This window comes from Microcystis aeruginosa NIES-4325, from assembly GCF_008974145.1.
GTDB lineage: Bacteria > Cyanobacteriota > Cyanobacteriia > Cyanobacteriales > Microcystaceae > Microcystis > Microcystis aeruginosa_G.
Genome location: NZ_BJKP01000019.1, coordinates 22,546 through 44,024 on the forward strand (window position 1 = coordinate 22,546; position 21,479 = coordinate 44,024).

A 21,479-nucleotide genomic window follows, 5' to 3' on the forward strand; every position below is an offset into this window, starting at 1 on the left:
TTCTGTTGCAAGATCGAGAGTAGATAGACAAAAACTCAAGACATCGAGGCCAAGAACTTTTAACCAATGACAGTCAATTGGGATTTTGCTTTTTTCGGACTCGATATTCTTAAGTAAATTTTATCTAGTATCTTCGCTTCCCAATAGAGAGAAGTCTATGCAAGAAGTTTATATCGTGGCCGCTGTCCGGACTCCAATTGGTCGTTTTGGTGGGGGATTAATGGGATTATCCCCGGCGGATTTAGGGGCAACAGTGATGAAATCCGCCCTAGAAATCGCTAATTTGCCACCAGAAGCCCTAGATTTGTACATTTTCGGCAATGTTTTGGGATCGGGTCATGGTCAGTTAATTCCCCGGCAAGCGGCGATTAAAGCGGGAATTCCCGTAAGCGTGGACGGATATCGGGTGGATATGGTTTGTTCTTCGGGAATGATTGCCGTTAGTAACGCTGCCACCTCAATTCGCGCTGGCGAAGCAGATATCGTCCTCGCCGGGGGCATCGAATCCATGTCCCAAACCGGCTTTTTTCTCTCCCATCGGGCCCGGTGGGGTTATAAATTCCTCATGGGGGCGCCAGAACAATTAACCGACCTATTACTCCACGATGGCTTAACCGATGCTACCACGACTGAGGGCATGGGTTCCCAAGTGGATCGCCTCTGTCTCGATCGCGGGGTTTCTCGGCAAGCATTAGACGAAATTGCCGCCTTATCCCACCAAAGAGCGGCCACAGCCACAGAAAAAGGCTGGTTTAACGGCGAAATCGTGCCAATTGAGCTTAAATCTAAGAAAGGTTCTACAATTATCGCTCAAGATGAGGGTATTCGTTCCGATAGTACCCCAGAAGGTTTAGGAAAACTGCGGCCGGCTTTTAATCCGTCGGGAGTTTTAACCGCAGGCAATAGTAGTCAGATTTCCGATGGGGCCGCCGCTATCCTTTTAGCCAGTCAAAAAGCTGTGGATCAGTACGGTTTAAAACCAATTGCCAAAATCCTTGGCGGCGCTGTGGGTGCTGGCAAAACCGATCGCTTCCCAGAATTCCCCGTCCTAGCGGTGAAAAAATTACTGGCATCCCTAGATAAAACGATCGAAGATTTCGATTTAGTGGAAAATAACGAAGCTTTTGCCTTAAATAATCTGCTTTTTGAGATGGATCTGGGGTTAGCGAGGGAAAAACAAAACGTTCACGGGGGAGCGATCGCATTAGGTCATCCCATCGGCGCTTCCGGTGCGCGGATTCTGGTGACGTTAATTAATGCGTTGAAAGTACAGGATAAAACCCTCGGTATGGGGGCCATCTGTCATGGGACCGGTGGCGGAACAGCGATCGCAATTGAAAGAGTTTAGGAGGAAAAAGCTATGGTATCTCTGGGACTAGAGGAGAAAGTTATCGTCGTTACCGGCGGAAATCGAGGCATTGGGGCGGCTATTGTCTCTCTTTTGATAGATTTGGGGGCCAAGGTGGCTTACACGGATTTAGTCGCCGATAATCCCCAGGGTTTAGGCATTGTGGCCGACGTGACTAAGTTGGAATCGATGGAAGCGGCAGCTAAACAAATTGAAGCGGAATTGGGACCGGTTTACGGTATCGTCGCTAACGCGGGGATTACCAGAGATAACTTTTTCCCTAAATTAACGCCGCTAGATTGGGATTTAGTGATTAATGTCAACTTAAAAGGGGTTAATCACACGATTAAACCGTTTATTGAGGGAATGTATGAACGACAAGCGGGATCGATCGTTTGTATTAGTTCTATTTCTGGTGATCGTGGTAATGCTGGCCAAACTAATTACGCGGCCACAAAAGCGGCAGTTATCGGTTTAGTCAAATCTTTAGCGCGAGAAGCTGCCCGTTATAATATTCGCGCCAATGCGATCGCGCCAGGGTTTATTAACACGGAAATGACTTTAGCGATTCCCGATAAAGTTCGCGATAAAATCACCGCCGAAATTCCCTGTCGTCGCTTCGGTGAACCCGCAGATATCGCCTGGGCAACTGCTTATTTACTCTCTCCTGTGGCCAGCAGTTATGTCTCTGGAGAAGTCCTCAGAGTTAATGGGGCCCATCACACTTAATCAGTTATCAGTTATCAGTTATCAGTTATCACTGGGTAAGTTATCAGTCATCTAATTCAAAGATGGAAAATGTGTTTGTTATCGAAAAAATCGGGTCTAAAACCTCGCGTTTTAATGCGAAAATTTTTCGGAGCAGGGCATAAATCCCCGTTACAAAAACGGCCTCCGTTCGGCGGTTCGGCTGAGCTCACCGTCGAAGCCTGCCCCCTGCCTCCGTTATTTAGTGCCCGTTTAGCTAGTAAACAGGAGAGAAAAAATTATAAATCAGGAGTCTGAAGAAACGGTTAGTGACGAGATGAGGTCTGAATATGACTTTTCCAGTGGTATTCGTGGCAAATATTATGAAGCTTATTTTCAAGATTCAGCCTCAGTCAATGAAGCGTTAAGATTACTGGCAAAAATTGCCAAGTCTGGAGAAATATGACTTATCAGTTATCCGTTATCGGGTGTAGGGTGGGTTAGTAAACTAGCGAAATTAGAGTTAAAGGAAAAGGGCAAAAATAATGGATAAACCGACACAAGCTTGGAGTGAGATGGCCGCAGATTACGTCAATCTTTGGACAGAAACTGGGGCAAAAATGTGGTCAAGTTGGTTTGATATGATGGGAGCGATACCGACTCCTATGGGCAATATTAAACCAGAATTGCAAGAGGCAACTCAGCGCTATTTCGATAATCGGGATTTATTGATCAAATTCCTAAAATTATCAGTGGAAGCTTGGGAAAGTATCTTTCCGAAAATGCAAACAGGAGAAAACTGGCAAACAATTTTAGATAATTATGCTCAACAGATGCGCGGTCAACTGAATAGTTTTACTACTACCACTTCCCAAAGTAGTCAAGATGTCAGTCAACTATGGACAATTTACCTGCAACAATTGCAAAGTCTTAATCATTTATGGTTCGATCCTTTCGTCCTGTCAAATGACACAATAACCAAAGCTTGGTTAGGTAATACTTCTTCCTTGATCGAACTCAATAATATCTATTGGCAGAAGTTTTATGATGAGACTTTTGGCCAATGGTTACAGATGCCTTTATTGGGATTGCCGCGAGAATTTAACCGCAAATTACTCGATAGTTTTGAAACTTGGCGCGTTCTTTATCAAGCTAGTATTAACTATCAAATTGTGCTGGCTGATATTCAAGTTAAATCCTTTGAAGCTTTAACTAAAAAATTAGTTTTCCTAGCAGAAAAAGGTCAACCTGTCAAGGATTGGCGAGAATTTCAAGATGTGTGGAGTGTCGTCGCTGATGATATTTTTGAAAAGGCTTTTTGTCAACCAGAAAACCTAAAAGTAAGGGGGAAATTTATTAATTCCCTCAATGATTATCGCCTCAAACAGCAGGATTTAATGGAAATTTACCTGCGCTCAATGAATCTGCCTACCCGCAGCGAAGTCGATGAAATTCATCGGACTATCTATGAATTACGCAAAGAGGTAAAAAGTCTCAAAAAAGCTTTAGGAGAAAAACCAGCAGTAGAAAGTAACAATTAGTTAATTGTGCTTGACAATCAGTTATCAGTTATCAGTTATCAGTTATCAGTTATCGGATTGCAGTTTTCAGTATATAGTGTTAGGTGAAAACTTCGGAACTTTCTTTTCACTGATTACTGTTTACTGTTCACTGCTCACTGAAAAATCCCCACTTCCCCACTTTTCTAGGAGAATTAAATTATGTGGCCATTTTTGACGCAAGTGAAACTGGAAGACTTTACCCAAGATTATCTAGAATTAACTCAGAAAAATCTCAAAGGTTTGGACAATCTCAAACGAGTTAAAGAAGAAGATATTCAGTGTGGAGTATCGGAAAAAGAAGCAGTTTATCGGGAAGATAAAATCATTCTCTACCACTTTAAACCTGTGGTCGAAAAACCCTTCGAGATACCCTTGCTGATGGTTTATGCTTTGGTCAATCGTCCCTACATGGTAGATTTACAGGAAGGGCGTTCTTTAGTGGCCAATCTGCTGAAATTAGGCTTAGATATCTACTTAATTGATTGGGGATATCCCACCAGAAGCGATCGCTGGTTAACCCTTGATGATTATATCAATGGTTATGTGGATAATTGCGTCGATTTTATTCGTCAAAGTCACCATCTCGACAAGATTAATCTGTTAGGAATCTGTCAGGGGGGAACCTTTAGTTTATGCTATAGTTCCCTCTATCCCGATAAGGTAAAAAATCTGGTGACAATGGTGACACCAGTGGACTTTTATCAAACCGAGACCCTCTTAAATATGCGCGGGGGGTGTTCCTTGGGTTCCGAAGCATTAGACATCGATTTAATGGTAGATGCTATGGGTAATATCCCGGGAGATTTTCTCAACTTAGAGTTTCTAGAATTGAAACCTTTACAGTTAGGTTATCAGAAATACCTCGATTTTCCTGACATCATGGAAGACGAATCAAAATTAGTTAATTTTCTGCGTATGGAAAGATGGATTTTTGATAGTCCTGACCAAGCGGGGGAATCCTATCGACAGTTTCTCAAGGATTTCTATCAGCAAAATAAACTGATTAAAGGGGAAGTGATCTTAGGAGATAAACGGGTAGATTTACATAATCTGACCATGCCAATTCTCAATCTTTATGCAGACAAAGATCACCTTGTTCCTCCTGCTTCTTCCCTCGCTTTAGGGAATTATATCGGTACTTCTGACTATACCGCTTGTGCTTTCCCCGTGGGACATATCGGAATGTATGTTAGTGGCAAAGTGCAACGGGATTTACCCCCCGCTATTAGCGATTGGTTGAAAGCAAGAGGTTAACAATCCTCGCACCTATCCCCTTTTCCCGGTTTGGGAGAGGGGTTTAGCACTTTTCTTCTCTATCTGTGTAACACAATACAACACATCGATAAAAAACATCTACAGGCAGTAAAATAAACTTTTGTAACAGAGGATGTTAAGCACTGTTGCAAGATCGGGCAGAATCGGAGAATCTCGTTCCTTTCGGCTAAACCCCTGTGGTAAACTGCAAAGCGTACTCGCTCGTAAGTATGTAGGAGAAAACCTGAGTGTTAAGAGTCGCTGTTGTGGGTTCAGGGCCGGCCGGTTCTTCGGCGGCAGAAACATTAGCTAAAGCAGGCATTGAAACCTATTTATTTGAACGCAAATTAGATAATGCTAAACCCTGTGGTGGAGCGATTCCTCTCTGTATGGTGAGCGAATTTGACCTACCTCCTGAAATTATCGATCGCCGGGTGAGAAAAATGAAAATGATCTCCCCCTCGAACGTCGAAGTCGATATTAATCTCGATAATCAAGACGAATATATCGGTATGTGTCGTCGGGAAGTCCTCGACGGTTTTATGAGAGAGCGCGCCCATAAATTAGGAGCGCATTTAATCAACGGAACGGTTTACGGTCTCGACATTCCCACGAATAGCACCGATCCCTATACCCTACACTACGCCGATCACTCCCACGGCAATTCCCAAGGGGAAATGAAATCTCTGAAGGTGGATGTGGTTATCGGTGCGGACGGTGCTAATTCCCGCATTGCCAAAGCTATTGATGCTGGGGATTACAACTATGCGATCGCTTTCCAAGAACGCATCCGTCTCCCCCAAGATAAAATGGCCTACTACGAAGATCTGGCGGAAATGTATGTAGGAAAAGACGTATCCCCCGACTTCTACGCTTGGGTATTCCCGAAATACGATCACGTTGCCGTCGGTACTGGCACAATGAAGGTCAATAAAGCTATGATTAAAGACCTACAGGCTGGTATTCGCGCTCGCGCGGCCCGTCGTCTGGAAGGGGGCGAAATCATCCGCGTGGAAGCTCACCCCATCCCTGAACATCCCCGTCCTCGCCGTGTAGTCGGTCGTGTGGCCCTCGTAGGCGATGCTGCGGGAACAGTTACGAAGTCTTCGGGAGAAGGCATCTATTTCGCCGCTAAATCAGCGCGGATGTGTGCCGAAACCATTGTCGAAGTCACCAACGGCGGCCAACGTATTCCCACAGAGGACGAGTTAAAACTCTACCTCAAGCGTTGGGATAAGAAATACGGTATGACCTATCTGGTATTAGATATTCTGCAACGGGTTTTCTATCGTACCGATGCCACCCGGGAAGCTTTTGTGGAAATGTGTTCCGATAAGGACGTACAGAAGATGACTTTTGACAGTTATCTCTATAAAACCGTTGTTCCCGCTAATCCTCTCGTACAGATGAAGATTACTGCTAAAACCATCGGTTCTCTCCTGCGAGGTAACGCTTTAGCCCCTTAAAATCAATTGATAACCAGAAAACCCAATCTTCCCATGGCGGTGGTTGGGTTTTCTTTTGGGTTGTCCCTTCCTGTCTTCTCCAATTGAAACAAAAATAACACTAAATCCAGTTATTAAAGACTGGCCAATTCAAGTTTGAATTGCATCACTGTCTGATCTACACTCATAGAATACCTCCTCTGGCTTAAGGATGTTCAAATTCGTTCTTTTGTCCAAAAATTGTCTTAATAGTCCATTTTGTGTACTATAAGAAGGATAATGCAAGGTTGGTCTCTTGCCACGAATCCTATAAACCAACCTACCATCTCAAGATTACATTCTTTTTCTTAAACCAACACCTGCTAAACCAAAGGTTAATAAAGCAAGCAAGGAAGAAGGTTCAGGGACGGGAGTGGGAGTTCCATTAAATTGAACCTCAGAGAAGCCAGTATTAGGACCGGTCCATCCCCAGTTACTAGCAACAACAAATCGGACAAAGGACGCAGTAACTGGAGAAAAGCTGTACACAGCCGGAGGTATAGGAGCGTTAGCTGCGATAGCAAACTGAACAGGAGCGCCAGTTATAGTAGTCCAAGTCGTACCATCGGTGGAGGATTGAACAGTCACGTCCTTAATTCCGGCAGTATTACCAGGATTGTTCAAGTTCCAGAAGCTAAAACCAGCGAGGCTATAGCTGCCATTGAGATTAAAAGTGATATTACCGGTGGACTGGCTTCCCGCCCAAGCATTAAAAGCAGCCAGAGCATGATTCCCCGTCAGACTTGGTGTATTACCGGGCAACCCTACCCCATTGACGGTATTGATTATATTAGTACCATTACTACCCATATCGGTGGAAACAGTAACTCCTGTAATCAGAGCGGCTTGGGCGTTTTGTGCCACCCCAAATATTAACCCTAAACTGGCAGTGGATAAAACAAGGGGCTTAATGGCGAGTTTCATCGGCAAATTTCCTTCAATAATTAACGGAAATAAGTTTATTTTCTTTTTTGCCCATTTCTGCTAATTTTGATACAGTTTTTTCCCATTTTTTATGGTAAAGAAGCCAGGTTTATTATCACAAAAAAAGGTTAGAACAGGTTTCTCGCCTGTTCTAACCTCTGACTGACTTAAGCCGGTCTTCCCTCGACCACCTTATCGATTAAACCGTAGGCGACGGCTTCCTCGGCGGAGAGGAAATAATCGCGGTCGGTGTCTTTTTCGATGCGTTCGATGGTTTGTCCGGTGCGATTAGCCATAATTTCGTTTAATTGCTGGCGAATACGCAGGATTTCCTTAGCTTCAATGTCGATATCCGTCGCTTGCCGGCGCCCGGTTCCGCCCATGGGTTGGTGAATCATAATCCGCGCGTGGGGAAGAGCGAGACGCTTACCCGGACTACCGGAAGCCAGTAAAAATGCCCCCATAGAGGCCGCTAATCCCACACAGATAGTCACCACTTCCGCTTTAATGTACTGCATGGTGTCGTAGATGGCCATACCGGCGGTAACGGAACCCCCCGGCGAGTTGATATAGAGATAGATGGGTTTAGTGGGATCTTCTGAGTCGAGATAAAGCATTTGGGCCACAAGGGCATTGGCTAACCCGTCGGTGACTTCCTGCCCCAGAAAAAGAATGCGTTCCACCGAAAGACGGCTGTAAATGCTAATCCACTGTTCGTATTGGCTACCAGGCAGACGGTAGGGAACTTTTGGCACACCGATAGGCATAATTGGTAACAACTCCTGCTAATTTGTAATAAATCTTAACTAACTTGGGCGAGGGGTTTCGGTAGTTCCTTGCGACTTTCGAGAACGCGATCGATTAATCCGTAGTCTTTCGCCTGTTGTGGGGTGAGATAGAAGGTGCGATCCATATCTTTCGCCAGTTTTTCAGTGGTTTGACCCGTATTTTTCGAGAAAATCTCTAACATCGTCTGTTTGTTGGCGATTACCTCCTTGGCGCGAATCTGGATATCGGTGGCTTGTCCTTGGGCCCCGGTGCGATTTTGGTTGAGAACAATGGTAGCGTGGGGTAAGGAGGCGCGAAAACCCTTGGTTCCTGCGGAAAGAATCATCGCTGCAGTTCCCATGGCCTGTCCGATACAGATAGTATGAACGGGAGGTTTAATGTAGTTGAGGGTGTCACAGATGGCGAAAGCTTCGGTTTCGTAGCCGATCGCGTCGCCGGTGTACCAGGATGTGCCGGTAGAGTTGATATAGAAGAAAATCGGTTTTTCGGGATCGTCAAATTGCAGGTAGAGCAGTTGAGCGATAATTAATTCCGTCACGTCCACCCCGACATTGCGCTTGACATCATCGGAGGAAAATAAAGGCAACCCCAGATAGACAATCCTCTCTTTGAGCAGGAGAGATTCTAAGTCTGGTGGTGGTGTCCGATAGGCTGCATCCCCATAATAGGCAGTTTGTACCGCTTTAATCACTGAGTTCATCGAGTTTTTCCGTCATACACAGTATCCTGCTTTTGATTTTAACGTAATCGGGTTGACCGATTGCCTGGGGGTATTTTTAGCTAGGTTCTTCCCCAAGAATCCCTCGTCGGATGCCCGCGCATCTCATACCATGTTTAAAAAGTGGCGGCAGAAAAAATGGTATAAGAATACTAAGCTTTTGACTAGAATGGATAACTATCGGTGGCAAAATAAATAAACCAGATGTAACCGATAGTATCGACCGATTAACCATGGCAGAATGGATTATTTACAAAGAATTCCGCTTTGAAGCAGCCCATCGTTTACCCCACTACGAAGGTAAATGTCGCCGTCTCCACGGTCATAGTTGGCTAGGACGCGTCTATGTGAAAAGTTATTATTTACAGTCCCAAGGCTCACAACAGGGAATGGTGATGGATTTTGGCGAAATTAAACAATATTTACAGCCGCTACTCGATAATTTTCTCGACCATCATTATCTCAATGAAACCACTGGTTTAGAAAATCCCACCAGTGAAGAATTATCGCGCTGGATCTATGAAAAATTGGCAAAAGCTGGTTTACCCAACCTTTATGCCGTCGAAATCCGCGAAACCTGTACCTCTGGATGTACCTATTATCCCTAATCGGCAAGCTATTATTAGCTAGGATGGATGGCAAACCTATCCCACGAATCAGATGAAGGAGGTAGGAGAAATCTGATATGCTATCTACTGCCAAGAAACTTTATGACACAGACTTTAATCTGTGGGTAGAAGAAACTGCTAACCTACTTAAAGAAGGTAAGTGGGAGTACCTCGATTTAGAAAATCTGATTGAGGAAATTGAGGCAATGGGTAGGAGTGATAAAAAGGCTTTGAAAAGTAATTTAGAAAAGCTATTGCTTCATCTCCTTAAATGGAAGTATCAACCCTCTAAACCTTCTCATAGTTGGCAGTATTTTATCACCGAACCCTGTTTGAGATTGTTAGACGTTTTTGAAGATAGCCCCAGTCTCAAGGTATATTTTGAGGAAGTTTTTGATCAGTGTTATCAAAATGCTTGCCTACTTGCAGCTAGAGAAATAGGGTTAGATAAAAAAACTTTTCCTGAAATCTGTCCTTTTGCCAAAACTGATATTTTCAATCCTGAATATCTACCAGATTAATACTAATATTTAATCACTGGTTAACATCAAAACTACTGGTTAAAGTGTATGAAATTCCCCGTCACGCTCTACCAAGATGAAGAAGGATGGTACATTGTGGAATGTCCCATTATTCTGGGCTGCCTGAGTCAAGGTGAGACTCAAGAAGAAGCTCTACAAAATATCAAAAAGGCGATTGACTTATCTTGAGAAGTTAGAAAGGAAAAAGACCTACCTTTGACAATTATAAAATAGCAGGTTAGGCTTTGCTATTGCTCAACCCAACCCCTATTTTTCTATAAGTAGGTAGGTGTTAAAAACTGTCAGATCCTCCCTTTATTAAGGGGGGATTAATTGTTGAAAGAAATCGCGCAGTTCTCAACTCAATTGTCCTGTTTTGACTTCTTTTCTTGAGATAGTTTCTGCTTAGAACAAGAACCTGCCGCTAGAACTCCCAGAGCAAGAATGCCTAATGTAGAAGCTGGTTCAGGAAAACTTTCCACCTCAGTTGTTCCGTAAGTTCCCTCAAAATTGTCAATGATATAGCAAAAAATGGGTTATTTAGGACGCTTTCAATTTTCAAACTCTTATCGGTCAAGGGTTTCAGCGATTGATTGTCCTAACCACCCCGATCTTTGCTATATAACACAAGCTTAACAAGGATCTTAGTCATTCCTTGACAGCCCCAATAAATTCCGAATGTAAGTTTGGAATCCCCCCAAACCGCCATCGTCATCCCAACGCTGTCTGAAAGTTGGTAACTTCTCCAATTCCATCACCTTACCACCTTGATAGTCGAGAACTTCTGGATAATCAAACATCGCATCTGCTTTGGCTGATACAGGTGGATTATCAAAATCAATAGCCCAAAGCACCTCAACAATTCGATAGATGTCATAATCATCCTTGCCAATTTCACGTTCGGCTTTGCAGTCGAGAACTTTTACTAAATGGGTAACATACCCTTGCTGCCTGAGTAGTATCAAACTACCTTTTTCGGGTTTATTGGCATTGACTTCATCGTCTTTCCATGCCAGTTTGAAGGAATCAGAAACCTTATATTCCCGATATGCCCATGTACCATCGTGTCGCCTTACATTTTTAGTCCACTTCAGAGCTTGTAAATCCATGTCAATATCTCTAAATAAAACTATAAGTTAAACTCGATCGCGATGACGGCGATCAGCGATAAAAGACTCTACCAATTTAACATCTTCGACACTACCGATCACTAAAGGTGTGCGGGTGTGTAATTTATCGGGAATGATATCTAAAAGATTTGTCACCCCATCACTAGCTTTACCTCCTGCCTGTTCAATTAAAAAAGCAAGGGGGGCAGTTTCATAAATTAAGCGCAATTTTCCCTGGGGATTTTTAACAGTACCCGGATAGAGAAAAACACCGCCCTGCATTAAAATTCGATGGATATCTCCCACTAATGCCCCACTGTAACGGGCTGTGTAACCATCATGACGGTGAACATAACGAGTATAGTCGCGAATTGCCTCATCCCACTGCCAAAAATTGCCCTCATTGGTACTATAAATCGGGCCATGGTCGGGGATAATAATATTCTCTTGGGCGAGGATAAATTCCCCTAAACTGGGGTCAAGAACAAAGGCATGAACACCGCGACCGATCGAGTAAACTAAAATAGTCGATGGTCCATAGAGAATATAGCCGGCGGCGATTTGTTTACGACCATTTTGCAGTAAATCCCGCGCCTCTCCGTCTAAATCATTGTCTTCCTGTTGACGGATGGCAAAAATCGAACCCACATTTAGGTTAATATCCACATTGGAAGAACCATCGATCGGGTCGTAGAGTAGGGTATAGCGACCGATGGGACAGTTTTCTGGAATATAATAGGGTTTATCCATTTCCTCGGAAGCAAGACGGCAAACTAAACCACTTTGCTTAAAAACCGAGATAAATACCTCATTGGCAAAAACGTCCATTTTCTTGACCGATTCCCCTTGGACGTTGGTTTCTCCAGTAAAACCTAGTACATCCGCCATTAATCCCGCTTTACTGAGACGACGGGCAATTAATTTCCCCGCTAGGGCAATCCGACTCATAATTGCGCTTAAATCCTGCGCGTCGGGGGAAAAACTTTGTAGTTGTTGCAGGACGTGACGGGAGAGGGTGGTACAATCTCGATCGAGGCTATATTCGGGGATAGAAAAGGGAATATTGCTAACCATAACTGTAATTGCCCGTAATAAAGTAAAAAAAGGGAAACTCGTCTAGTCTCAATTATGACTATGATTTGATCCTAGCCAAAATTTTCCCTATTGCTGGCCAATTTTTAGATCAGTTTTAGAGTTGGCTAATTTTCCCCTCATTGATCATTAAATCTCGGTCAATAGTTGTTCTCTCAATTTAAGTCGATGGGGATACACCGGGCAAGCGTTTATATTTCAAGTAATAGGCAAAAACTGTTATAAAAACAATAATTATTGTGCCTATACCTAGATAGTTAGGAACCCAAAAATCCGCCGCAATCGTGTTAATTTCTCCCGGTTTTAAATGCCAAATTAACTGATTGTCAACTTTTTCTACCGGGGGATTTAATCCTGAGTCATCTTCAATATTTTGACCAGGGAAGGGAGTCTTTAAAGCGAAGTCGATATCGACTAAAGAACCAGGGCTAACGATAATATTTCCCTGTTCGGAAAGCACACCTAAAGCCCGCAAATCAACAGTTAATTTTAAGTTTTTCTGGGTCAAAAAGAACCAATCTCGTTCTGTAACTGCCAGTTTTGAATCTAGTTGCAGTAACTTTATATCATCGGTATTAGGGGAATTTTTGATTTTAAAGGAAGAACTAGGATCAAAAAATTGATTGAATTTTTCCTCCAATTCCTGACTATTACTAAAGGGAATAGTGACAATTATTTCTCGTTCGGAAATATGATCGGTTTTCCCCTTAAGTAATTTTGCCCTCTGTTCGATACTATTTAACCATTTAGTGGCTTCGGTTTGACTGAGACTGGTTAAACGTTGTCCGAGGGTGATATGTTGAATAATTTCCCCGTGGTGTTGGTGGGGAAAATTAATGCCCACATCGTAACGGACACAGCCAGTTAAAAAGAGAAAAATACCGCATAAAAAGGGCAGAATAAAGCGGTTTTTCTGGATTTTTTCGGTGGTTGGTTGATTCATAATTAATCTTCTTCTAAGTCGTCATAACTTGCTGAACTGCCACCGCTAACCGTAACTAGATCAATTTGCTGACGATAATAGTCTACATCTTTTACCTCCACTTCTACCTCATCACCGAGACGATAGGCAACGCGATTTTTCCGTCCTACCAAACAGCTATGACGGGCGCGATATTCATACCAATCATCCTTGAGAGAAGAAACATGGACCAACCCTTCCACTAATAAATCGGAAATTTCCACGAAGAAACCATAGGATTGTACACCGGTAATTAAGCCGCGAAAAACTTGACCCATTCTTTCCTTCATTTTCTCGGCTTTTTTCAATCCTTCTAGGTCTTTTTCCGCATCTTCAGCAATTTTTGAGCGATCATTGAGATGGGAAACAATTAGATGGCTTTCTTCTTCTAACTCCTCCTGAATTTGGCTTGGGAGAATATTCCAATGAATCTGTCCATGACAGCTATTACTGCCCAAATTAACCCCGACTTTGACGATTTTGCTGCGGCGATCTTTCCCCTCGGTTAATAGGAGTTTTAACACCCGTTGTACCCAAAGATCGGCATATCTTTGTAGGGGTGAGAGACAGTGGGTATAATTGCTAGGATAGGCCAAACCGAAATGGGGTAGAGGATGACTGCTATATCTAACTAATTTGAGAGTTTCTTGCAGGAGATAATTGAGGACTTTCACCGATGAGGAAGCGGAAAAAGTGCGGGTGAGATTTTGATAGTCATTGGGTTTAATCTCCTCCTCGGCAGTTAAATTTAATTCTGCCCCTAAATTATTGGCCAATTTGAGTAAATCCTCTAATTCATCCCAATCCGGTTCCGATTGTCCACAGTAGATACAGGGCAATTTTAAGGCCTGTAAATGTTCAGCGACGACTTTGCCGGCTAAAATTGCCACTTCTGTCAGTAAAGAACGGGCTGGTAAATTATTAGAAGCGAGAACAGTCCCCCCCCGTCCTTCGTCTTTGTAGGGAGAGATTTTGTCTAATTGAATATCAAAACTCCCCCGCTGCAGACGTTGGGATTTTAGGGTGGGGCAAACGCTGAAAAATAAATCTTTCAGGGTTTCAACGGTATCGGTGGGGGCAGCTGCGCTATCCTCTTCACTGAGCAGATCGCGCACCTGTTGATAGGTAAAATGTTGATCCACTTGGATGAGGCTGCGGGTGATTTCGTACTCCACTAAATCCCCCTTGTCATCAAGGGTGACGAGGATAGAAATAGCGGGGCGCTGTTCTTGCGGTGACAGGGAACAACGACTGGTAACGGCAGCCGGGACTAATGGCAGCACTTTTTCGCCTAAATAGACGGCTGTTCCCCGTTTTTTGGCAACTTTATCCAATAATCCGCCCCGTTCAATGTAACGAACTACATCACTGATATGAATGGCTACTCGCCAGCGATTTTGGTTGATTTTCTCTAAAGAAAAGGCATTTTCAATGATCGGAGGATAATCCAGGGGGGTGTCATCTTCGATGGTAAAGGTGAAGAGTTGGGTTAAATCTCGCAGTTGTTCTTTTTCGCCACTATCGAAGAAATACGCTAAATTATCGGCAATTTCGAGGGCTTCTGGCGGAAAATTATGGGGTAGATCGTGTTTACAGGAGACGATATCTGTGTCGGCAGCGGCCTCGGCCGTGGAACCGAGAATGCGAGTAACTTTGCCGATGGGAGGCATTTCCCCTAGGGGATAACGGAGGACGGAAACATGAACGAGGTGATCGATATTTTCTTGGAGATTTTGACCATTTTCGAGGAGATTAAGGGTAAATTTCAGGCGATCATCCAGGGGAACCGCCACAAACTGCTCATTTTCCTGTTTTACTTGCGCTAGAAGCGAAGGATTAGCTCGTTCGAGAATTAATCTCACCTCTCCTTCTGGGGAACGACGACGGGTTCCCTCACGGATGATTTTGACTAAAACTCGATCGCCATTCCAAGCGTTACTGAGATGATTTTTCGAGACGTAGATGTCATCAGCATCTTCGATATCTTGGATAGCAAAGCAAAATTCTTTACTGGAACAGCGCAGCTTTGCTTCTACGATATTTTCCTCGATCACACGACGATAACGCCCGCGTTCTTTGACAACCATTCCCAGACGTTCCAAAGCATCGAGAATCACTTGCAATTTTTCGCAGCTTTCGGGATCGTCTTCGCAGCCTAGTTTTTTTTCGAGAATTTTACCCGTAGCTAATTTATCATCACTAAGATGAGAGAGGAGTGTGGCGATCGAGAAGTCCATCTAACAATAATCCTTACTTACAAGACACTGACGGAATCGTGAATAATTAAGTTTAAATACTTAATAATGAGAAGATTGATTTAAACCATTGACTCCAGAGATTATCTCTATCGGGCTAATTGCGATCGCTGGTGGTGACAGTGAAGGTAAACTGACCAAGCATCGAACACCCGAACCTACCCTGAGAATTATCGAAGCCTTCGTTAGGATAAGCCAATAGCGAACACCTGCAAACTTTTCAGCGATCGCTAGTCTTTCTGGCAGAAGTTTCAGCCTAGTAGAATCTTGTTATTGTGGACAAGGCTGGTACTAGGACTGAAAATTTTATCTAACCTTTAATCTTAGCAAGAACTTGCCAAATTTTTCCATAATTACGATAGAGTATTCTCATATAAGTACAAAAGAACTCGAAAAAGTCACCATGTTACAAAAGTTACGCCAACGTTACCCCCAAGTTGCCCTGATTAGTGAGTTAGTTCAAATTGATCACGGCAAGTATATTGTGAAAGCAAGCGTGGAAATTGAGGGAAAAACGGTCTTTACAGGTTTAGCGGCAGCAGATACAGTGGAAATTGCCGAAGATCGAGCCAGAGAACGAGCTTTACTGCTTTTAGATACTGAAAATACTCCCGATCTCCAGCTTGTGGAAAAAGTCAGCCCCAATAATATTTCTCTACCGGAAGATTTACCTAAACCCGTCCCTAGTGCCAAAAAATCGACCAAAACGGCTAAAGTCACCGAAATCCCCCGTCCTGAAGCTAAAATTGAACCGGAATTACCCCAAGTTAAGGATATTACCCCAGCTAAAATTGAACCAGAATTACCCCAAGTTAAGGATATTACCCCAGCTAAAATTGAACCAGAATTACCCCAAGTTAAGGATATTCCCTTACCGGAACCAGAGCCTTTATTATTAGAAATGGAAACCGATAATTACTCCTTATTAACAGAATTGCCAGAAGAAGCGAGTTTAACTGCAGAAGAACCCCCAGCACCGGAACCAGTTGTTGTCATTCCCGAAGAAATCGATTATTCAGTGCTTAAAACTAAAATTGATGTGGAGATGAAACGATTAGCTTGGACTACAGAAAAAGGTCGGGAATACCTGATTTCTACCTATGGCAAAAAGTCCCGTTTACTACTAACTAATGAGGAGTTATTAGAATTCTATAACTACTTATCTAGTATCAGTGCCTAATCACTAAACCTGCTGCATAAATTAAAAATCTTCCGTTAAGTGAGGAGTCTCCGATCCAGTATTCTCCGAGTCAGGAGAAGCAGAAAGAAATAGATTATTTTCTGGCAGTAGAAAAGCGATCTTTTTCCGGAAAATGCGATTAAAAACTCACTTTTGCGGGAGATATAATAAAGAAGATATTAGCTGCCAGTCTTTTTTTCCCTATCTCACTGATAACTGATAACTGATAACTGATAACTGATAACTGAATTAGTTTCTTACTGCTTCTGTTTCCGCTTCTTTGGGAACAACAACTGGCAATCCGCTGACTGTTTCAATTTGATAAATAACGCGACTTAATTGGGAAGGACAACAGAGAGGATCCGTATCTTTATAGCGATTAAAAACCACAATAATTCGATCGCTATTTTGTAAAACAATTCTCTGAGATGCACCATCAGTGCGGGAATCCATCGGTCGCGGGGAAAGAGTGCCAGCGAATTTACCATCGACAAAAACAAAGTCTTGATAACCCATCGGTCGGCACATTCCATCCACTCCACTCATGGCCGAAATAACGCTAGTTTTCCCATAGGTTTGCACAGACCCGTACAGTAACCATCCTGCTTTATTAAGCGCCTGATCATTGGCAGTAATTGCTGGACGAACCTGTTCACGACACTGGTTATCGATCACGGTTTTAACGGGAGATTTGGGTATAGGGGCCTTGGCTTTATTCCAATTAGTTAACGGTCGCTCAAACCAAGCTCGCGGAGTCTCTTTTTCTGGGGTTTGGCTAATAACTTCTAATAGTTTCCATGTTTCGGAATTTTGATTATTAGCTGGATTGGAGACGGTTTCAACGCTAACTTTAATTTGATAGAAAAATCCTGGTTTATAATCAAATCCCTCGATACTATTAGGGAACAATCTCCAGTTTTCCTCTGGTTTTTCTCGCATCTGTAAACAGTCTTTGGTTGTGCCTTGGCTACAGGGTTGTTTCCTCGAATTGATATAAATTGTCTTTTCCGTGCGCGTGGTGGTCGGTGCGGGAGTAAAAGTGAGGATTCCTAAACCTTCGGGAGTACGATAAAATAATTGTAAATCGCCTTTAGCTGTCACTTGGAATTGTTCCACTCCTTGCAAGGCAGCAAGATATTGATTTTCTTGTTTCATCTGCGGTTCCGGACAAGCTTTTTTCGTAGTAGCGATCGCTTGGTTAACCTTGAGCGTGCCATCATTGACTTGATAGCCAGTATTATACTGGTTGCATCCGGCCGAACCACTGAGGATATTTTTCTGGAAACCGGCAGTAATTTCCGTTTCTTTCACCAAACTTCCGGCTGTCCAACCCCTTAGTTTCCATCGAGTTCCCTCCAAGGGGGAAGTGTTAGCGATCGCAGTTTTTCCCGCTAAAGCACAACTTAGGGCAATTGTCAAGAAAATTCCCGTTTTTTTGGCGTTCAAAATTGCTATTCTCCTCGTCAAAGCAACAATTCTATTATGGCGTGAGGTAATCGACTGAGTGGTTAGGATAATTTTTCGGATTTCTCTTTCTGACCATTCCGTGACGGATTAAGAGAGAACAAGTTCCCTCAAACTTTAACCCAGTCAGAAAGTCATCGTTGTCATTAATCACTTTTTTGCCCTCACAGGGCCAAAAGTTGACCCCAGTTCACCTTAAGCAGTACAATGAAAATCTTGAATGACCCCTTAAACAAAAAAAACATCATGGCACAAGGACAAGGATTCGGATTCGGTCTCGGTAAGATTAAAGAATTACAAGACGCTTTCCAAAAAGCGCAACAGGTGCAACAAGGGGCTAAAGTTCTGCAAGAAGAACTGGAAACTATGGAAATTCCTGGCCAGAGTGAAAATGGCTTGGTGACAGTCTATCTCAGTGGCAACCAAGAACCTCGGGGTATTGAAATCGACCCTGCTCTCCTCTCCCAAGATCTGGAGATTGTGGCTGGGTCTATTCTAGAAGCCATGAAAGCCGCCTATGATGCCTCCACGGAAACCATGCGCAGCAAAATGGAAGAACTGACCATGGGTTTAAATATCTCCAGTATGTAATCGCTTTTAACCGCAGTGGTAAGATAGAGAGTTGGACTAACAAACAAGGAGGTTCAACTTTGCTGACTTTGGGTGTCAATATCGACCATGTGGCCACAATTCGCCAAGCGCGCCGCACCGTGGAACCAGATCCGGTGGCGGCGGCAGTTTTAGCGGAAATCGGCGGTGCTGATGGCATTACCGTCCACTTGCGCGAGGATCGTCGTCATATCCAAGATCGCGATGTGCGGATTCTCCGGCAAACGGTGCGGACTCATCTAAATCTGGAAATGGCCCCGACGGAGGAAATGATCGCCATTGCTCTCGATATTAAACCCGATTATGTCACCCTTGTCCCCGAAAAGCGCCAGGAAGTGACCACGGAAGGGGGGATCGATATGCTGGGCAATTTTGACCGTTTTTGTCGGGTTGTAGATCGCCTACAATCGGCTAATATCCCCGTTAGTTGGTTTATTGATGCCGATTTTGCCCAAATTCAAGCGGCCGCTAATACGGGGGCGAAATTGATCGAACTCCATACTGGTCAATACGCCGAAGCACAACAGGAGAGCGATTGTCAAGCAGAATTAACAATTCTTAAAGAAGGTTGTGAATACGCTTCCTCTCTGGGTTTGCGGGTGAATGCTGGTCACGGTTTGACCTATTGGAATGTTTATGCCGTCGCCTGTTTGCCCAATATGGAAGAATTGAACATTGGTCACACAATTATCAGTCGCGCGGTTTTGGTCGGGTTAGAACGGGCTGTTAGGGAAATGAAATTGGCTATGCGTGGGCAATTGTAAAGGCTATCAGCTAATCTCCCGACCAAGGAACAATTACACTGAAAAATTAAAGGAAAGATGATGACAACTTATTATTATTTGGTAGCCAGTCAAAAGTTTTTAGAAGAAGAAGCACTCGAAAAGGAAGTTTTGAAGGAAAGAATCAGGAATTATCAAGAAAAAGGTCAAGAAATTGATTTTTGGTTAATTGCCAATCCGGCTTTTTTAGATACCCCCGCTTTTGCCGATATCAAAAAGAAAACTCCCCAACCAGCAGCGGCAATTGTTTCTCTCAACCAACAGTTTATTACTTGGCTAAAATTGCGCCTAGAATACGTTATTACTGGACAGTTTGAGGCTCCTTCCGATAGTATTCCCGAACCGTTAAAATAACCCTTTTGGGCTGGGGCAAAAAATGCAGACGAGGCAATCATCACCAGCTGACTTTGCCTTGCAGCTTGTTAATTTTTCCCTGACCGATTCCCGATACTCGATCCAAATCTTCTAGGGAAGTAAAGGGTTTTTGTTGCCGGGCTGCGATAATTTTTTCGGCTAATTTGCCACTGATACTGGGTAAAGTGTCTAATTCCTCTTTTGTGGCAGTGTTTAAATTAATTAAGCGATCGCTTTTAATTGTTGCAGATTGGGGACAGTTCTTTCTATCCCGTTCGATCCGATTTGTAATAGTTTCCGGCAGTCCTAATTTAGCGGTACGGTAAAGATATTGAAATTCTCGATCGAAATGAGCTGCAACGGTAGGATTATCGATAATAACTAAAGCTTCATCATTTTGATGGTTAGCAGCTTTTGACCAATTATGAGAACCAGTAATCACAATTTTATCATCGATTAAACCGAATTTATGGTGTAATTTATCTCCCGCCGCTAGATGGGGAACTCCTAGGGTATTAATTGGGTTTTGCCAAGGCTGATTATCTGGTTCATAACGACATTTATTACTGAGAGCAACTCCTAATAAATCTAATCCTTCGCTATAGTATCGGAAGGCAAAACTAGGATCAATTAAAGCTTTAATTTCTATCCCTTTTTGATGTCGTTGGGCGAGAATATTAGCTAAGGGCTGTTCCGTAAAGACAAACAGGGCTAAATTCACGGATTTTTTAGCTTTATTTAAAGTTTCACCGATCAGGCCATTGCTACTAATTGTCCAAGGATAAGTGATAGAATCGGGGGAAAATTTGACCGTCAGACTACTATTACCGATAGTAATTGTTTGCGGTTTTCTGTGGGGTTTATCTAACCCAAATCTAGGCCGATCTTCCCTTCCCCACATCAGATTAAATTCTCTCTGAAAAACTCTAGCTAGTGGGGGATTAGTAATCACTAATAAGTGATTGGTATTCCCAACAGTTTTGGGATTAGAAAAATCTCCATGAATATCACTTAAGGTATAGTTAGCTGAACTGATTAAAGTAGTGTAATTATCAATAACCATGAATTTATGGTGCATTAAACCGCTACCTTTTGAGCGATCAGAGCTATCATCAATTAGGGGAATACCAGCTTTTTTGAGGATAGTAATTGCATCTCTTTGAGCGATTTCCTCTGGACTTAGTTTACCATCTCGATTTAGATCAACTAAATCAAAAAGATTTTGATAACGTTCCTGTTCTCCTTCGCTTAATTGTTCTTGGTTTTTGGCTAAACTATTAATAGGTTGATTGTAAATATTTTCGAGGATAACCCTAACTTTAATTCCCTGCTGATGACGAGCAACTAAAGCTTGAGCGATGGCGGGTAAACGTAACTCTTGCACCGCTAGATCGATCGAACTTTTTGCCGAGTTGATGTTATCAATAATAACCTGTTCTAAATTATCACCTGGACGATTAATTTGACGATAGGGATCGGTATAATTTGAACCCCGTGCTTGATTATAATTAAAATAGACTTGAATATATTGATCTTGGGGCAAGGGTTGGGGACGATTTTGGATAACATTGAGAGAATGACAGCCACCCAAAAGAAAAACTGTTCCTAATAAAAATCCTAACTGTCCCATAGTCCGAATTTTTTTTAATCTCAATTTATCTATTACCATTTTTGTCCACATAATTATCATTATCCTAGGATTCAGGAGGGAGTTTTTACCTAAGGAGGTTCTCGGACATCGGTATGTACTAAATTGATTATAATCAATCCTGATTCTA

21 protein-coding genes and 1 pseudogene are annotated in these 21,479 nt (G+C 42.9%); 12 read left to right on the top strand and 10 right to left on the bottom strand.

Going from position 1 to position 21,479, the window contains the following annotated elements; translation table 11 throughout:
* Positions 1-157: 157 nt before the first annotated feature.
* From phaA to chlP, 5 genes are all read left to right on the top strand, one after another.
* Positions 158-1,348, top strand: coding sequence for an acetyl-CoA acetyltransferase PhaA (phaA, locus tag MiAbW_RS11860; protein WP_151696288.1), 1,191 nt, complete (start codon positions 158-160; stop codon positions 1,346-1,348).
* Positions 1,349-1,360: 12 nt separating this feature from the next.
* Positions 1,361-2,077, top strand: a complete 717-nt coding sequence (phaB, locus tag MiAbW_RS11865) for an acetoacetyl-CoA reductase PhaB (RefSeq protein WP_151696289.1) — start codon at positions 1,361-1,363, stop codon at positions 2,075-2,077.
* A 503-nt stretch (positions 2,078-2,580) separates the two neighbouring features.
* Positions 2,581-3,576 carry a class III poly(R)-hydroxyalkanoic acid synthase subunit PhaE gene (phaE, locus tag MiAbW_RS11870; protein WP_151696290.1) on the top strand — a complete coding sequence of 332 codons (996 nt, stop codon included), beginning with the start codon at positions 2,581-2,583 and terminating at the stop codon, positions 3,574-3,576.
* 180 nt (positions 3,577-3,756) lie between these two features.
* On the top strand, positions 3,757-4,851 hold the full coding sequence (locus tag MiAbW_RS11880; RefSeq protein WP_151696292.1) for a class III poly(R)-hydroxyalkanoic acid synthase subunit PhaC: 1,095 nt from the start codon (positions 3,757-3,759) through the stop codon (positions 4,849-4,851).
* A 248-nt stretch (positions 4,852-5,099) separates the two neighbouring features.
* Positions 5,100-6,317 carry a geranylgeranyl reductase gene (gene chlP, locus MiAbW_RS11885; RefSeq protein WP_002735532.1) on the top strand — a complete coding sequence of 406 codons (1,218 nt, stop codon included), beginning with the start codon at positions 5,100-5,102 and terminating at the stop codon, positions 6,315-6,317.
* Positions 6,318-6,446: 129 nt separating this feature from the next.
* On the opposite strand, the pseudogene MiAbW_RS20700 reads toward chlP, so the two are convergent.
* The 4 genes and pseudogenes from MiAbW_RS20700 to MiAbW_RS11900 form a co-directional block, all read right to left on the bottom strand.
* A pseudogene (locus tag MiAbW_RS20700) lies at positions 6,447-6,554 on the bottom strand (IS30 family transposase); the annotation flags it as partial.
* Between the two features lie 75 nt (positions 6,555-6,629).
* The gene (locus tag MiAbW_RS11890) at positions 6,630-7,259 is read right to left on the bottom strand and encodes a PEP-CTERM sorting domain-containing protein (RefSeq protein WP_151696293.1); all 630 of its coding nucleotides are present in this window, start codon (positions 7,257-7,259) and stop codon (positions 6,630-6,632) included.
* Between the two features lie 167 nt (positions 7,260-7,426).
* Positions 7,427-8,026, bottom strand: a complete 600-nt coding sequence (locus MiAbW_RS11895; protein ID WP_002734165.1) for an ATP-dependent Clp protease proteolytic subunit — start codon at positions 8,024-8,026, stop codon at positions 7,427-7,429.
* Between the two features lie 35 nt (positions 8,027-8,061).
* The gene (locus MiAbW_RS11900) at positions 8,062-8,748 is read right to left on the bottom strand and encodes an ATP-dependent Clp protease proteolytic subunit (RefSeq protein WP_002746650.1); all 687 of its coding nucleotides are present in this window, start codon (positions 8,746-8,748) and stop codon (positions 8,062-8,064) included.
* 251 nt (positions 8,749-8,999) lie between these two features.
* On the opposite strand from MiAbW_RS11900, the gene queD reads away from it, so the two are divergent.
* The 3 genes from queD to MiAbW_RS11915 all read left to right on the top strand — a co-directional run bounded on the left by queD (position 9,000) and on the right by MiAbW_RS11915 (position 10,084).
* Complete coding sequence (queD, locus tag MiAbW_RS11905; RefSeq protein WP_151696294.1) at positions 9,000-9,374, top strand: 6-carboxytetrahydropterin synthase QueD; 375 nt, start codon at positions 9,000-9,002, stop codon at positions 9,372-9,374.
* A 77-nt stretch (positions 9,375-9,451) separates the two neighbouring features.
* Positions 9,452-9,895 carry a DUF29 domain-containing protein gene (locus MiAbW_RS11910; RefSeq protein WP_151696295.1) on the top strand — a complete coding sequence of 148 codons (444 nt, stop codon included), beginning with the start codon at positions 9,452-9,454 and terminating at the stop codon, positions 9,893-9,895.
* A 48-nt stretch (positions 9,896-9,943) separates the two neighbouring features.
* Positions 9,944-10,084 (top strand): type II toxin-antitoxin system HicB family antitoxin, encoded by a 141-nt coding sequence (locus tag MiAbW_RS11915; protein ID WP_151696296.1) that lies wholly within the window; start codon positions 9,944-9,946, stop codon positions 10,082-10,084.
* Between the two features lie 455 nt (positions 10,085-10,539).
* Here the strand turns inward: MiAbW_RS11915 and MiAbW_RS11925 are convergent, their stop codons facing one another.
* From MiAbW_RS11925 to MiAbW_RS11940, 4 genes are all read right to left on the bottom strand, one after another.
* Positions 10,540-11,004: a hypothetical protein gene (locus MiAbW_RS11925; protein WP_151696297.1), complete on the bottom strand. Its 465-nt coding sequence runs from the start codon at positions 11,002-11,004 to the stop codon at positions 10,540-10,542.
* Between the two features lie 27 nt (positions 11,005-11,031).
* Entirely contained in the window at positions 11,032-12,078 is a 1,047-nt protein-coding gene (fbp, locus tag MiAbW_RS11930; RefSeq protein WP_151696298.1) for a class 1 fructose-bisphosphatase, read from the bottom strand.
* A 178-nt stretch (positions 12,079-12,256) separates the two neighbouring features.
* Positions 12,257-13,039: a DUF3153 domain-containing protein gene (locus tag MiAbW_RS11935; protein WP_151696299.1), complete on the bottom strand. Its 783-nt coding sequence runs from the start codon at positions 13,037-13,039 to the stop codon at positions 12,257-12,259.
* Positions 13,040-13,041: 2 nt separating this feature from the next.
* Entirely contained in the window at positions 13,042-15,294 is a 2,253-nt protein-coding gene (locus tag MiAbW_RS11940; RefSeq protein WP_151696300.1) for a ribonuclease R family protein, read from the bottom strand.
* Between the two features lie 421 nt (positions 15,295-15,715).
* Between MiAbW_RS11940 and MiAbW_RS11945 the strand changes: the two genes are divergently transcribed.
* Complete coding sequence (locus MiAbW_RS11945) at positions 15,716-16,492, top strand: hypothetical protein (RefSeq protein ID WP_151696301.1); 777 nt, start codon at positions 15,716-15,718, stop codon at positions 16,490-16,492.
* 249 nt (positions 16,493-16,741) lie between these two features.
* Here MiAbW_RS11945 and MiAbW_RS11950 read toward each other — a convergent pair whose 3' ends face one another.
* Entirely contained in the window at positions 16,742-17,938 is a 1,197-nt protein-coding gene (locus tag MiAbW_RS11950) for a DUF4377 domain-containing protein (protein ID WP_238707267.1), read from the bottom strand.
* 264 nt (positions 17,939-18,202) lie between these two features.
* Between MiAbW_RS11950 and MiAbW_RS11955 the strand changes: the two genes are divergently transcribed.
* Genes MiAbW_RS11955 through MiAbW_RS11965 form a run of 3 tightly spaced genes read left to right on the top strand, consistent with a single transcriptional unit; the run spans position 18,203 to position 19,701 of the window.
* The gene (locus MiAbW_RS11955) at positions 18,203-18,547 is read left to right on the top strand and encodes a YbaB/EbfC family nucleoid-associated protein (RefSeq protein ID WP_002771847.1); all 345 of its coding nucleotides are present in this window, start codon (positions 18,203-18,205) and stop codon (positions 18,545-18,547) included.
* A gap of 59 nt (positions 18,548-18,606) precedes the next feature.
* Entirely contained in the window at positions 18,607-19,329 is a 723-nt protein-coding gene (locus tag MiAbW_RS11960) for a pyridoxine 5'-phosphate synthase (protein WP_202981352.1), read from the top strand.
* A gap of 60 nt (positions 19,330-19,389) precedes the next feature.
* Positions 19,390-19,701 (top strand): MgPME-cyclase complex family protein, encoded by a 312-nt coding sequence (locus MiAbW_RS11965; protein WP_151696321.1) that lies wholly within the window; start codon positions 19,390-19,392, stop codon positions 19,699-19,701.
* 40 nt (positions 19,702-19,741) lie between these two features.
* Here MiAbW_RS11965 and MiAbW_RS11970 read toward each other — a convergent pair whose 3' ends face one another.
* Positions 19,742-21,382, bottom strand: coding sequence for a phospholipase D-like domain-containing protein (locus MiAbW_RS11970; RefSeq protein ID WP_151696304.1), 1,641 nt, complete (start codon positions 21,380-21,382; stop codon positions 19,742-19,744).
* Positions 21,383-21,479: the final 97 nt, after the last annotated feature.

Bases quoted from the DNA above. Each gene is read 5' to 3' on its own strand.
- MiAbW_RS11895 (WP_002734165.1), bottom strand. From the start codon at position 8,026: ATGCCTATCGGTGTGCCAAAAGTTCCCTACCGTCTGCCTGGTAGCCAA.
- MiAbW_RS11935 (WP_151696299.1), bottom strand. From the start codon at position 13,039: ATGAATCAACCAACCACCGAAAAAATCCAGAAAAACCGCTTTATTCTG.
- MiAbW_RS11970 (WP_151696304.1), bottom strand. From the start codon at position 21,382: ATGTGGACAAAAATGGTAATAGATAAATTGAGATTAAAAAAAATTCGG.
- MiAbW_RS11965 (WP_151696321.1), top strand. From the start codon at position 19,390: ATGACAACTTATTATTATTTGGTAGCCAGTCAAAAGTTTTTAGAAGAA.
- MiAbW_RS11880 (WP_151696292.1), top strand. From the start codon at position 3,757: ATGTGGCCATTTTTGACGCAAGTGAAACTGGAAGACTTTACCCAAGAT.
- MiAbW_RS11940 (WP_151696300.1), bottom strand. From the start codon at position 15,294: ATGGACTTCTCGATCGCCACACTCCTCTCTCATCTTAGTGATGATAAA.
- fbp (WP_151696298.1), bottom strand. From the start codon at position 12,078: ATGGTTAGCAATATTCCCTTTTCTATCCCCGAATATAGCCTCGATCGA.
- queD (WP_151696294.1), top strand. From the start codon at position 9,000: ATGGCAGAATGGATTATTTACAAAGAATTCCGCTTTGAAGCAGCCCAT.
- phaE (WP_151696290.1), top strand. From the start codon at position 2,581: ATGGATAAACCGACACAAGCTTGGAGTGAGATGGCCGCAGATTACGTC.
- MiAbW_RS11955 (WP_002771847.1), top strand. From the start codon at position 18,203: ATGGCACAAGGACAAGGATTCGGATTCGGTCTCGGTAAGATTAAAGAA.
- MiAbW_RS11925 (WP_151696297.1), bottom strand. From the start codon at position 11,004: ATGGATTTACAAGCTCTGAAGTGGACTAAAAATGTAAGGCGACACGAT.
- MiAbW_RS11915 (WP_151696296.1), top strand. From the start codon at position 9,944: ATGAAATTCCCCGTCACGCTCTACCAAGATGAAGAAGGATGGTACATT.
- MiAbW_RS11945 (WP_151696301.1), top strand. From the start codon at position 15,716: ATGTTACAAAAGTTACGCCAACGTTACCCCCAAGTTGCCCTGATTAGT.
- phaB (WP_151696289.1), top strand. From the start codon at position 1,361: ATGGTATCTCTGGGACTAGAGGAGAAAGTTATCGTCGTTACCGGCGGA.
- MiAbW_RS11890 (WP_151696293.1), bottom strand. From the start codon at position 7,259: ATGAAACTCGCCATTAAGCCCCTTGTTTTATCCACTGCCAGTTTAGGG.
- MiAbW_RS11900 (WP_002746650.1), bottom strand. From the start codon at position 8,748: ATGAACTCAGTGATTAAAGCGGTACAAACTGCCTATTATGGGGATGCA.
- phaA (WP_151696288.1), top strand. From the start codon at position 158: ATGCAAGAAGTTTATATCGTGGCCGCTGTCCGGACTCCAATTGGTCGT.
- MiAbW_RS11910 (WP_151696295.1), top strand. From the start codon at position 9,452: ATGCTATCTACTGCCAAGAAACTTTATGACACAGACTTTAATCTGTGG.